At 45.7% G+C, this 12654-nt stretch carries 14 protein-coding genes; all 14 read right to left on the bottom strand.

The genetic code is table 11. The annotated features are described in order from the left end of the window. Window positions 1–10 precede the first annotated feature (10 nt). The 14 genes from M1D67_RS05010 to M1D67_RS04945 all read right to left on the bottom strand — a co-directional run bounded on the left by M1D67_RS05010 (window position 11) and on the right by M1D67_RS04945 (window position 12654). Window positions 11–712, bottom strand: a complete 702-nt coding sequence (locus M1D67_RS05010; protein WP_023856480.1) for an ABC transporter ATP-binding protein — start codon at window positions 710–712, stop codon at window positions 11–13. Next, window positions 709–1083 (bottom strand): GntR family transcriptional regulator, encoded by a 375-nt coding sequence (locus M1D67_RS05005; RefSeq protein ID WP_039072545.1) that lies wholly within the window; start codon window positions 1081–1083, stop codon window positions 709–711. Before M1D67_RS05005 ends, M1D67_RS05010 begins: the two co-directional genes overlap by 4 nt. Window positions 1084–1087: 4 nt before the next feature. Further along, window positions 1088–1855 (bottom strand): hypothetical protein, encoded by a 768-nt coding sequence (locus M1D67_RS05000; RefSeq protein ID WP_051303785.1) that lies wholly within the window; start codon window positions 1853–1855, stop codon window positions 1088–1090. Window positions 1856–1988: 133 nt separating this feature from the next. After that, window positions 1989–2321 (bottom strand): hypothetical protein, encoded by a 333-nt coding sequence (locus M1D67_RS04995; protein ID WP_479831639.1) that lies wholly within the window; start codon window positions 2319–2321, stop codon window positions 1989–1991. 13 nt (window positions 2322–2334) lie between these two features. After that, entirely contained in the window at window positions 2335–2865 is a 531-nt protein-coding gene (locus M1D67_RS04990) for an NAD(P)H-dependent oxidoreductase (RefSeq protein WP_020450678.1), read from the bottom strand. A 17-nt stretch (window positions 2866–2882) separates the two neighbouring features. Next, window positions 2883–4448: a DHA2 family efflux MFS transporter permease subunit gene (locus tag M1D67_RS04985; RefSeq protein ID WP_217626294.1), complete on the bottom strand. Its 1566-nt coding sequence runs from the start codon at window positions 4446–4448 to the stop codon at window positions 2883–2885. 63 nt (window positions 4449–4511) lie between these two features. Further along, complete coding sequence (locus M1D67_RS04980; protein WP_020450676.1) at window positions 4512–5144, bottom strand: HlyD family secretion protein; 633 nt, start codon at window positions 5142–5144, stop codon at window positions 4512–4514. Window positions 5145–5451: 307 nt separating this feature from the next. Beyond that, window positions 5452–6618, bottom strand: a complete 1167-nt coding sequence (gene yhbH / locus M1D67_RS04975; RefSeq protein ID WP_020450675.1) for a sporulation protein YhbH — start codon at window positions 6616–6618, stop codon at window positions 5452–5454. A 166-nt stretch (window positions 6619–6784) separates the two neighbouring features. Then, window positions 6785–8680, bottom strand: coding sequence for a serine/threonine protein kinase PrkA (gene prkA / locus M1D67_RS04970; RefSeq protein WP_020450674.1), 1896 nt, complete (start codon window positions 8678–8680; stop codon window positions 6785–6787). 396 nt (window positions 8681–9076) lie between these two features. Continuing rightward, window positions 9077–9778 carry a hypothetical protein gene (locus M1D67_RS04965; RefSeq protein ID WP_149169339.1) on the bottom strand — a complete coding sequence of 234 codons (702 nt, stop codon included), beginning with the start codon at window positions 9776–9778 and terminating at the stop codon, window positions 9077–9079. A gap of 14 nt (window positions 9779–9792) precedes the next feature. Continuing rightward, window positions 9793–10503, bottom strand: coding sequence for a polymer-forming cytoskeletal protein (locus M1D67_RS04960; protein WP_025811860.1), 711 nt, complete (start codon window positions 10501–10503; stop codon window positions 9793–9795). Window positions 10504–10518: 15 nt separating this feature from the next. Further along, window positions 10519–11133, bottom strand: coding sequence for a YhbD family protein (locus M1D67_RS04955; protein WP_326455385.1), 615 nt, complete (start codon window positions 11131–11133; stop codon window positions 10519–10521). A gap of 98 nt (window positions 11134–11231) precedes the next feature. Further along, on the bottom strand, window positions 11232–11714 hold the full coding sequence (trmL, locus tag M1D67_RS04950) for a tRNA (uridine(34)/cytosine(34)/5-carboxymethylaminomethyluridine(34)-2'-O)-methyltransferase TrmL (protein WP_101560627.1): 483 nt from the start codon (window positions 11712–11714) through the stop codon (window positions 11232–11234). A 37-nt stretch (window positions 11715–11751) separates the two neighbouring features. Next, window positions 11752–12654: an amidase domain-containing protein gene (locus tag M1D67_RS04945; protein WP_023856472.1), complete on the bottom strand. Its 903-nt coding sequence runs from the start codon at window positions 12652–12654 to the stop codon at window positions 11752–11754.

The raw sequence follows: 12654 nt of genomic DNA, 5'->3' as shown, positions 1-12654 counted from the left end.
TCCAGCCTTTTCAATTTTTTTCTTCAATAAACCGTTTCAGCCATTCCAAAAGCGACATTCCGGATTCCTCGCGCAGCTGTTCGACATCCTTTTTTTCTTCAATTCGGCCATTTAAGACGACAACGACCTCATCCAAAATTTGTTCAATTTCATGAATCTCATGGGTGGCGATGACGATTGTCTGCTTATCAAGCTCCAAATATGTAAGAAGGCTTTTGACGATCGATTCTCTCACCATCGGATCAAGACCGGAAAACGGCTCATCAAGCAGCACGACTGCTGCATCGCGCGCCAATGTGAGCGCGAGCTTCAGCCTGCCCCGGTTGCCTTTGGAAAGCTTGCCGATTTTTTTATCCCCGTCGATTTTCATGTCCTTTAACAGATCCCACGCTTTATTTATACGGAAATCGGAAAACTGGGTTTCATAAAAGTGAATCATATCCTTGACCCGAAATGGATCGTAGAACATATCGAGCTCTGTTAAATAGGCGATGTTCTTCGTCTCCTTTCTGGCTGCCGGCCGCCCTCCGATCAGCACCGAGCCCGAATCCGGAAACGAGAGCCCTGTGATCAGCTTCAAGATCGTAGATTTGCCGCTGCCGTTCGGTCCTGTCAACCCGTAAATTTTCCCGGGAGAAAGTGACAGATCGGCCTCTTTGAGCGCATACTCTTTGCCAAACTTCTTCGTGACATTTTTCAGCTCAATCTTCATTTGGGATCTCCTTTCTGAAGAAAACGGTCAAGTTCCAACAACATGTCTTGTTTAGACAAGCCAAGCTCTTCCATGCTCTGGACAAATTGCCCGATAACTTCCGTCCTCATCTCCCGCTTTAAATCATCGATGACTTCCGTATGTTCAACAACAAAGGTGCCCTGTCCCCTTCTGGTCTCCACCACGCCCATCCTTTCCATTTCATTGTAGGTTCTTTGGATTGTATTCGGATTTACCTGTGTCTGAACAGCCAGCTCACGGACCGAAGGCAATTTTTCTCCCGGCTTGATCTCTCCGCGAATCATTTTTTTAAAGAGCTGTTCGGCTATTTGCCTATAGATCGGCTTTGAAGCAGAAAATTCATTTGCCATTCTTTTACACCTCAACTCTTCTGTTCAGTAATTTGCAGGAGAGATAGAAGAGACAGACGCCTAAGACTGTGTAATACACCAGGAGAACACCCGGCAAATCAACTTGAGAAAATGTAACAGTCCATCCTGAATGTTCGTAATGAAGTTTGAATTCAGCCTTTAAAGAAATGCTCCACAATTTCTGCAATTCCTGGAATAAGCCGCTCTCGATGAACAGCGCCTCGATTAATCCGTAAGCACTGTAGATTAGCAAGGGAATGATCCAGCGGATTTTTTTGATAGCCGGATATTTTCTGAGCGCTTCATATACCGTCCACAGAAACATCACCCATGTGGAAAAACTGATGGAGCCTAAAAAGACAGCGATATTGACGAGAAGCAAATCTGACACGGAAAACAGACCGGCGCTGCTGGAGAGCAGAACGCTTCTGACAACCAGCCCGAAAATGAATAAAACAGCGTGGGAAATCAATTGGTATACGGCAGCTGAAGCAAGCTTTGACACCAGCAATAACGCACTGTTGTTCGGATTATATAACCAAAGCTGCGTCTTCCCTTCCAGACGGAGCTGAGCTAGGATCATTAAAGGACAAAACAGACTATGAAATAATAAAATGGTCACTAGCGCCCCAAAAAGAGCCATTGATTCGCCTGTATAATGAGCAAACCAAAAGCTTGCAATAATCGCACAAATCATGCACAGCATCCAAACCAAAAACCAAAACCTTGCCATGAGAAAATCTTTTTTAAATAAACCGCTGAAAGACCGCAAAACATATCCTCCTCTAGTCACTGTATCGGTGTACTACATCAATAGTACACCGATACAGTAAAAATCGCAATCAAATATTACAAAAAAATGCAAAAAAAAAAAGCAAACCCGCTGGTTCCCAGCGAATTTGCCTTTAATCCTGTTCCCGCTTTTTCATGGATTTTAATGCTTTTCGGTAATCCATATCGTCCATTTCCGTTTTCTCGGAATGGTTTTTTTCCTCTTTTGGATGTTGAAGTTTTTGCAGAATCGCCCGATAGGTTTGATCATTCATTTCGAACGGATCTTGCTGATCGGCTTCAACTTGCTCAGGCGCTTCTTCTTCCTGAACATGAGGAATGCCAGCTTCAGCTGCCGCGTGATCCTCATGTTCGAGTTTATCCTGTGAAGACGCCGACCGCACATTAAATACCACCAGACCGATAATGACGAGGACAGCAGCGATGATGGTCAATATAATGGTCATGTCAAATCGCTCCTCACTGTCCTGCTGTAAAGCGGTCTGTCACTTGGGCGACGCGTCTGCCTAAAGCCCGGCCCAGCTCCAGGCCTTCTTCGCCGATCAGTTCGTCACTGTCGACAGGACACGTGATGCCTGCACCGTAATAAGACCCGTATAAAGCATTTTCAGGTACATTTCCAGGCAAGCCGACGACCATCATGCCTTGATGAAGCATCGGTGTTATTAAGTTGAGCATTGTCGCCTCAAGACCGCCGTGAGTTGTCGCTGTTGTGCAGAAGACTGCGCCGATCTTATTGATCAGCTTCCCTTCCGCCCAAAGGTAGCCCAGCCTGTCGATCCAAGTTTTTAATCCGGAGCTGATTGTACCGAAATGACCTGGGCAGCCCCAGATGATAGCATCCATTTCTTCGAGCTTTCTAATATCCGCCTGGCTGACATGATCGATCAGCACGTCTGCAGCCTCATGTTCCCCTGCGCCTTCCGCAATGGCTTCAGCCAGCTTTTTCGTATGCTCGCCTTCACTGTCGTAAACAACATAAATTTTCATGTCAGAACCTCCTCATTTTAAGATTCTTTCGCTTCTTTAGGAGCCGGAAGCAATGTCAGCTCCTCCGCCTTGTTCTTCCTGCGCAGCTTGTCTTTTCTGACATCCCTCAAAAACAGGCTGAGAACGAGGCCGATGACACAGAACCCGGCCGCCCACATAAATGCGTCATTGATGCCCATGACATTCGAGTTGAGCTGAGCCTGTCCGGTCAAATATTTCACGACATATTGTTGTGCTTGTTCAAGAGATATATGCATCGATTGCGCTGTTGACTGAATGGTTGACTGCAATGTGCTCATAAATGACGGATCAGCCGTATTTGTCTGATCGGCCATTGATGCATAGTGGAATGTCGTGCGATTTGTATAAATCGTCGTGATCAAGCTCGTTCCGATCGAACCGCTGATTTGGCGAAGCGTATTCGACATCGCCGTTCCGTGGCTGTTTAAATGCTGCGGAAGCTGGTTCATGCCGGCAGTCATGATCGGCATCATCAACATGGACATCCCAAACGCCCGAATCGCATAGATCAACACGATGTGCATATACGGTGTATCGATCGTAAGCGTCGTAAATTCGTAGGTCGTCACAACAGTGATCAATAATCCGACAATCGCTAGCGGCCTTGGGCCGACTTTATCAAATAAAATTCCTGAGATCGGCGACATCACAAGCATGACGAGTGCGCCCGGCAGCATCAGAAGCCCCGACTGAAGCGCTGTAAAGCCGACCAGGTTTTGCAAATAAATCGGAATCAGGAACATTCCTGCATACAAAGCAACTGTAATGATGGCGTTGATCACGCTTGACAGTGAAAACATATCGTATTTGAACACTCTGAAGTCAAGCATCGGCTCTTTCGATTTCAACTGCTGGATGATAAAAGCGGCAATGCCGATCACACCGATCACAACTGTGGAAAGTACGAGCGGATCATCCCAGCCGTCTGAGCCGGCTTCGCTCACACCATACAGCAACGCCGCAAATCCGACAATTGAAAGAATCGCGCCTGCTGTGTCCAATTTGATTTTTTTAGGTTCCGTCATATTTTTAAATAGGAAAAAACCGAAAATGATGACGATCAAACCAACCGGCACAAGGCCGTAAAACATGATCCGCCAGCTGTAGTTTTCAATGACCCAGCCGGATAGCGTCGGACCGACAGCAGGAGCAAACATCATCGCAAGCCCGAAGATTCCCATTCCTTTCCCGCGGCTTTCCGGAGGAAAGATAAAGAGAATCGTGGTCATGACCAAAGGCTGAAGTATGCCTCCGCCGACTGCCTGAATGAGGCGTCCGGTTAACATCGTCGAGAAGTTAGGCGCAATTCCGCATATCAGCGTTCCGACCGTAAACAGCAACATCGCCGTTAAAAACAAGCTCCGTCCGCCGAACCGCATAATCAGGAAGGCTGATAAAGGAATCAAAACGCCGTTGACAAGCATATATCCGGTTGTCAGCCATTGAATCGTTGTGGCGCTCACATTGAACTCTGTCATGAGATGAGGCATCGCCACATTCAGTAGCGTTTGGTTTAAAATGGCCAGAAACAAGCCGCCCATTAAAATGATGAGCAGTGACATATTTCCTTTTTTCTGAGAAGCCACTTATGACATCCTCCTTTCGCTCGTTTTTATTTCCCCCGGTTATTTTGAAATTTTCACGGATGCGTTCATTCCCGGCAGCACTTTGTCAGACGGGTTTTTAATTGAAATTTTCACAGGTACTTTCTGCGTCACTTTCGTGTAGTTTCCGCTTGAATTGCTTTGAGAAAGCAAGTCAAATGTTGAGTTTGTCGCATAGCCGATTTCTTCGACATTTCCTTCAAATGTAGTGCCTGAATCACCGTCAACGACGATATCGACTTTGTCCCCTTTTTCGATGTCTTTCAGGTCGTTTTCTTCAATGTTAGCTGTAATGTACAGATGATCCATGTCGATGGTTTTCGCAAGCGTTTGACCGGCTTGTACGATCTGGCCTTCTTTCGCTTCGTTTTTGACAATCGTTCCGTCCATGATCGACTTCACGTCAACCGTTTGTTCCCCTTTGATTTTCGCTGCTTTTTCGTCTTTTGAAACTTTTGATCCTTCTTTCAAATCCCAATCTGAGAGCTTCCCTGATGCAGGCGCCGTAATGTCGGCCATCTCGCCTGTCACGTGTGCTTCGTCGGTTTTCACATAGCTGATGCTGTCATAATAGAAATACGCACCTCCTGCTAAGATGGCAAGCACGATGATGAGTCCGATAATGTTCGTCGCAATTAAACGTCCTTTGCTCATGTTTATTTCTCCTTTCATATCCTTATATTTTGGATGAAGCCGGTTTGATCGGCTTCCGCGGTTTTGCGTTTTCCTATTTCCTGCCCAGCAACTTGCGGGACGTGTACTGAAAAAGTTGTTCAAAACTGAGCAAGAAAGATCGGAAGCGGTAAATTTGTTTTTACCTCTGCACAACAAAATAAATAGTTAACAAGATTAAATATTAGTTAAAGTAATAAAGAATGTCAATAACCTTGCACTTAAAATTTTGATTTAAATATTTTCCAAACAAAAAACCTCCGCTGCCGGAGGTTTCAATCGCGTTTTTTCATGTATATTGATGCCGTTCTTCATTGCTGAAGAAGCTCTTCAGAGCCTGAAAAACATCGGCTTTCTGTTTCAGCACATAATACTTGAATTTTTCGTTTTTAATATTTTTGTAGGCTGACATTAACGTTGAATGTCTGTTGTACTGGTTGACTTCGCCATAGCAAAAGATATTCGCTTTCTCCATAATCTCTCCGACAAGCTTAACGCAACGCGCATTGTCGGATGTCAAATTATCGCCGTCCGAAAAATGAAACGGATAAATGTTATAGCGTGTCGGATGGTATTTGTCTTCAATCAGTTCGAGGGATTTGCGGTATACAGATGAACAAATCGTGCCCCCGCTTTCCCCTTTCGAAAAGAAATCTTCTTCTGATACCACTTTGGCTTCAGTGTGATGGGCGATAAACTCAATATCGACCGTTTCATACTTTGTCCGTAAAAAACGTGTCATCCAAAAGAAAAAGCTTCGCGCCATATATTTTTCCCAAACGCCCATCGATCCGCTCGTATCCATCATTGCGAGCACAACGGCTTTTGATTCCGGCTTTACGGAGTCATTCCACGTTTTAAATTTTAAGTCTTCGGGGTAGATCGGATAAAATGAAGGTTTTCCCGTCATTGCATTTCGCTTAAAAGCGCTGAGCATCGTTCTTTTCTTATCGATATTACCGGTCAAACCCGTTTTGCGGATATCGTTGAACTCAATATCTTCGACAACGATATCATCCCGTTCTTTTTGTTCTAAATTCGGCAGTTCCATTTCGCTGAAGAGCGCCTCTTCCAAATCGATTAACGAAACTTCAGCTTCATAATAATCTTCACCGGCCTGATCGCCCGCTCCCTGGCCTTTGCCGGCGCCCCGTTTATCCGAACCGTCCCTTGCGACGATATCTCCTACCTCGCTGTCGCCGTCTCCTTGGCCGGCATGTTTATTTTTATCATAGTTATAGCGGATTTTATACTCATCTAACGATCGAATCGGAATTTTGACAACATCTTTGCCGTTGGACATAATAATGCTTTCTTCTGTAATCAGGTCAGGCAGATTGTTTTTGATCGCGTCCTGCACCTTTTTCTGGTGACGCTGTTGGTCATCATACCCTTTTCGGTGGAGGGACCAGTCTTCCTGAGAAATAATAAAATGGCCATTGTCTTTATGGGACATGAATTCCCCTCCTTATTGATAATCCCCTTAAATGGCTTCGGTTTATAGCCCTGCGGATGCAAGTCTAAAATGTTTATTGTTATCTTATGCAGGTGCAAATAACTTTTGACAAACAATTTTGAAAATGGGACAAAAGGACCCGCCCTTCTCCGGACGGGTCTTCAAGTTACCGGTTTAATAAGCTTCCTACATATTTTAAGAGTTCGTTTGCGCTAGTCGAGTTGTAGCCGTGCTCATCAATGAGACGGGCGACGACCTCGTTGATTTTCTTGAGCTGCTGTTCGTCCGGCGTTTTTGTCGATGTCGTGATTTTGACGACATCTTTCAAGTCTGCGAACAGCTTTTTCTGAATGGCTTCTCTGAGCCGCTCATGCGAATTATAGTCAAACCGTTTCCCTTTTCTTGCATAGGCAGAAATGCGAATGAGAATTTCTTCGCGGAATGCCTTTTTCGCATTTTCGGAAATGCCGATTTGTTCTTCTATTGACCTCATCAGCTTTTCATCAGGATTCATTTCTTCTCCCGTCAGCGGATCGCGAAGCTTAATTTTATTGCAGTACGCTTCGACATTATCAAGATAATTGTCCATCAGCGTTTTCGCAGATTCCTCATAAGAGTACACAAACGCTTTTTGGACTTCTTTCTTCGCCATTTCGTCGTATTCTTTTCTGGCGGCGGAAATAAAGTTCAAATAACGCTCGCGGTCTTCTGCCGAAATCGATGGATGCTGGCTAAGCCCTTCTTTTAAAGAACGGAGGACATCAAGCGCATTGATCGATTCCATGTTTTTGCGGATGATCGTCGATGAGATCCGGTTGATGACATAGCGCGGATCGATTCCGCTCATTCCTTCGTCAGTGTATTCTTTTTTCAAATCCTCGACATCGACAGAATTGTAGCCTTCAACACTCTCTCCGTCATACAGCCTCATTTTTTTGACAAGATCAATGTCTGACCGCTTCGGCTCTTTCAGTCTCGTCAAAATCGAAAACATCGCAGCCACTTTTAGCGTGTGCGGCGCAATATGAACATCAGACACATCGCTTTCAGCGATCATTTTTTCATAAATTCTTTCTTCTTCTGATACTTTTAAATTATATGGAATCGGCATGACGATAATCCGCGAATGGAGCGCTTCGTTTTTCTTATTGGATATAAATGAACGGTATTCGGTTTCATTCGTGTGGGCTACGATCAATTCATCCGCTGAGATGAGCGCGAACCGGCCCGCTTTGAAATTCCCTTCCTGTGTAAGCGATAAAAGATGCCAGAGGAATTTTTCATCGCATTTCAGCATCTCCTGAAATTCCATCATTCCTCTGTTCGCTTTGTTTAATTCTCCGTCGAACCGGTATGCGCGCGGATCGGATTCCGATCCGTATTCGGCAATCGTCGAAAAATCAATGCTTCCCGTCAGATCAGCGATATCCTGCGATTTAGGGTCCGACGGACTGAACGTGCCGATCCCCGTCCGTTTATCCTCTGAAAAAAAGATTCTTTCAACCTTCACGTCTTCTATTCTTCCGCCGTATTCCTGTTCCAGCCTCATCATGTTCAACGGGGACAGGTTGCCTTGAATGCGGATGCCGTATTCATTGTAAAAATCGTCCCGCAGATGCTGAGGAATTAGATGAAGCGGATCTTCGTGCATTGGACAGCCCTGAATCGCGTAGACAGCCCCTTCATCTGTAAGAGAGTATGCTTCAAGCCCCCTTTTCAGCATGGTGACCAAAGTCGACTTTCCCCCGCTGACAGGCCCCATCAAAAGCAGGATTCTTTTTCTGACATCAAGGCGCTTCGCGGCCGGATGAAAGTATTCTTCAACTAGGCGTTCCAAAGGCTCTTCAAGACCAAACAGCTCTTTATCAAAGAAGCTGTATACTTTTTTCCCGTCTTTCTCTTCAATGCCGCTGTCTTTAATCATATTGTAAACGCGGGAATGAGCAGATTGCGCGACAGTCGGATTTTCCTTTACGATTTCTAAATATTCAGCGAAGGTTCCTTCCCATTTCAGACGCTGCTCTTCCTCTCTATACTGTTCAATCTTTTTTAATATATCCATAAGAACCTCCTATATGATGATAAATGCAAGGTGCCAAGTGAATCACTGTTACATTCAATCTATGCGGAGATGTCCCTTTAGATGCTTTTCATATAAAAAATGAAATGTACTTTCCTCGAATTGACAAGGATGGAGCAAACCATTCATAATAAGAGCAGAAAAGTTCCGTCCGCAAGTGCTCCTGCGGTACGGCTGACGGCATCGGTGCAGATGACAACAAGGGAATAAGGATGAGGAGGGATTTTAATGAGAACGTTGATCATGATGGGGGTCATCCTCGCGTTCCTCGTATCCATTTTTACTGCCGGATACGAAAGTAAACCCGGCAAATAAAATTCAAAGGAAAAAGGATGGCTCACTTTTGAAGCCATCCTTTTTTCGTAACATAACACTGTTTTATTCCTGTTGATCTTCATTCACTTCAGACTTAGGAGATACCCGGCAGCTGCTTTTGTATTCAACTTTCTCAATCTTGCATCCGGGCCCTATATGCACGCGGTTTCCCCTGACCATGCGGGCCTCCGTGTTTTCCAGGTAAATATCATCTCCTTCGATTGTCCCTGCTGAGAGAAAACCTCCGTTTCTATTAAACAAGAGCCCGCGTTTTTTGACAATCTTAATATGCGTGCCGCCGATATCGCCAATCGAACTGTTTCCGAACTTTAAGCCGATGTCAATCGCGCCGGCGTTCAGCAGACCCTTTACGTCCAAGCTGCCCGTCAGTGTAAAATCCTCTGCCTCACAATCGCCTCTTACGTTCAGTGCGCCTTTGACATCGCACGTTTCAGCCGCCATATTACCCCCGATATTGATAATGCCTTTTACGGCTGCATCGCTGATGTCGGCGTCCTCAGAAACATCCGCCGTCCCGTACACTCTGGCTTTGTCAGCTTTCAGCCTCCCCCGGATCTCTGTTTCCCCGTGTACACTAAAGTTTTTGATTGTCGCATCGCCTGACAATTCGCTTGTGCCGTGTGTACTGAATTTTTCACATTCAATGTTTCCTGTGATCGTTCCTTCACCTCTGATGAGAACATGATGGAATGATCCGCCTCCGGCATTTCCGGAGCCGTGTATTTTCAAGTCGTGTTTCTTCATGTCCTATCCCTCCGCTATATTTTCCTCTTCTCTCCGACTTTTGCCGTTTCCGCCACCCGGATATCTTCCTTATACTCAATCAGGTCGATGTCGCAATTTTCGCCGATGATAACCGAATTGCCCCGGACAACTTTCGCGGCCGTATTGGCGAGTTCAATTTGATCCCCTTCAATCAGCTCGGCAGACAGTCTCGGAGGAGAAATAAGCGGCGTTAAAAACGAGAACAGCTTCGATTGATGTGCAGTGCAGACGATCCGCCGGCACCCGATTTCTTTCACTTTACTTTCACCGCCGTGAACCTTAATCTCAATTTGTTCCGCGTTTAAAAGCCCGTCGATTGTAAAATAGCCTTCCGCAGTAAAATGTTCCACTTCGCAGTCTTTGCCGATTGACGTTTTTCCGCGAACGATTGCTTCGTCGCCTTTCACATGTCCGCTAATGCCGGCATAGCCTAAGACTTTAAGCTGTTCTGCTTCGACATCGCCATCCACCTTTGCAGAACCGTCGATTCTGACCTTGGAAGCTGCGATTGCGCCGTTTAGTTTGGCGTGGCCGCTGATTCTCAGCTCCCCCGCTTTCACGTCTCCGTTTACAGTCCCGGTGCCGCTGCAGCTGAACCTTTCGCAGTCAATATCGCCGTTAATCGTTCCTTTGCCGTTTAATTCAACCGTTTGATACGTGCCTCCACCTGAACTGCCAAATCCGTTTATCAATAAATTCTCCATCTTTTGATCCTCCATTTACATGAATTTTGTTTTCAATTCTTCGCTGCTCGCTGCCAGATTGATGTCAGCGGCGACCTTGACTCCTTTTTCCAACACGATGCTGCCCTCGGTGATCAGACATGTTGCAATGCCGAGCTTCCGAAGCACAATCAGCCTCCCTTTGTTCTCCGCCTCGTGTGACATGATGACATCCAGCACCATTTTTCCTTCATCCAGGCTGATGTCGCCGGATTGGAGCAGGCCTTCCAGCACATAAGCCGCAAGCGCTTCTGTCAGATGAAATGGATCATCGCGCTTTCCGGTGCATTCTTCAAAAAACGTCATGACCGCTTGTGAAACGATGCCTTTTTCAAGCAGTTCCCCGCGGCTCGCGTTTAGTTCGTTCAGACCGGGCGAGAACATTTCCGCCATTTCATCAAGGGAAAGATTTTCTTTCATGCTTTGAATGGTTTCGATTCTTTTTAAAATGTCTTCCTTCGGAAAAAACGTTTCTTGTCCGGTGAACGTCGATTTCCGGATAAACCACTCTTCCGGTATTAAATTTTTCCGTTTCCATCTATAGAGCTGCCCGTATGAGATCGAAGTCAAATCCAGCAGCTCTTTTTTTGAAATTAAATCATCCTGAACCATCTGTTTCAGCTCCTTTACACACATTGTAACATAACACTGTTACATTAGAAAGTGAAAAAAAGACCCTCTGTTTAAAAGGGCTCTTTTCCTGATAAAGCTTAAGTCAAATCTCTGTAATTCTGCTGGCGAAGCGCCTCGTACACGAGGATTGCTGCAGTATTTGATAAGTTCAGTGATCTGACATGCTCTGTCATCGGCAGGCGCAGACAGCGATCCATGTTTTGTTCGATCAGCTCTTTCGGCAAGCCGTTCGTCTCTCGTCCGAAGACAAAGAAGTGATCTTCGTTTTGATCTGAATAATCAAATGAAGTGTGCGGTTTTTGACCGAATTTTGTAATGAAGAAAAAACGGCCGTCAGGATGGGCATTAAACAATTCGTCCAATGAGTCGTGGTAGACGACATTGACGAATTCCCAATAATCAAGACCTGCCCGCTTGAGCATTTTATCGTCGGTTGAAAAGCCGAGCGGTCTGATTAAATGAAGCGTTGTATCTGTTGCTGCACAAGTCCGTGCGATATTTCCTGTGTTTGCAGGAATTTCTGGTTGATATAGTACGACATGCAATGCCAAAGTATTCACCTCTGTTTTTCTGATCCGCTGTTTATTATACCACTCATTACGATTTTGTCGTATCATCTGATATATGAAAAAACGCATATCGAATCGATGAAGTATAAGCAGGCGAATCCTCGTAAGACCAGTACCTCATCCGGCAGTCGTGCGTTTGCGCGTTCACCAGCGGCATATTGCTTTTATCCTTTGCCGTCACAAGAGCCACGTGGTCAAATCTTCCGTCTCCGTTAAAATCATAGCAAATGACATCGCCTTCGATCAGCTCTTTCGCGGCCCGCTTTTGAACCGCTCGGAGGCCGGCTTTTGACTGCTTCAAAAAGGTTCTGAGCGAATGAGCGACAGTCCAGCTGTAACTCCAGGAATGGTTTTGCATCCACCAGCCTTTGCCTCTGTTCGGATAGCCGCGCATCGGCGCATCTCCGGCCCTTATGCACTGGGAAATAAAGTTTGTGCAATTGTCTTCAAAGTTTTTGTAAGCGGGATTTCGTTTATTCCAATACGTTTCCGCATAGCGCACCGCGGCCAGCCGGTCATAGCGGAACGCCCTTCCCAGCAATTCGCGCATCTCATCATCGCCGCTTTCAGGGTCAGGATAAGACTGTGCGGCCGGACGCGGGGCCTTGGAGTCTTTGATGACCATCTGATCATACAAAATGGCGCTTCTGTCTTCAATATGTTCTTCCATATACATATCATCCCCGTCTTTGCACAAGTATGCGGTATGGGTTTGATAGTTCACATGCGACGCGCCGTCTTCATCAAGCCAGTGCTCTTTTACAGCTGCTTTCATATTGGCCTTCACGATCTGCACGCCGCGGTTTTGAAAAAGCCTCCGCTTCCGTTCAATGACTTCAAAACCCCCGGCATCCTGCCAGTTTGTTTCATCATTGCCGTTGATTAAGTAATGAAGTCTGGCTTTCAGGAGCTGCTCGATGATCTGTTTCAA

The organism is Bacillus sp. PK6-025 (assembly GCF_056530265.1).
Note: the sequence above shows the minus strand (reverse complement) of the source record. Positions and strands in the feature narration are given on the sequence as shown.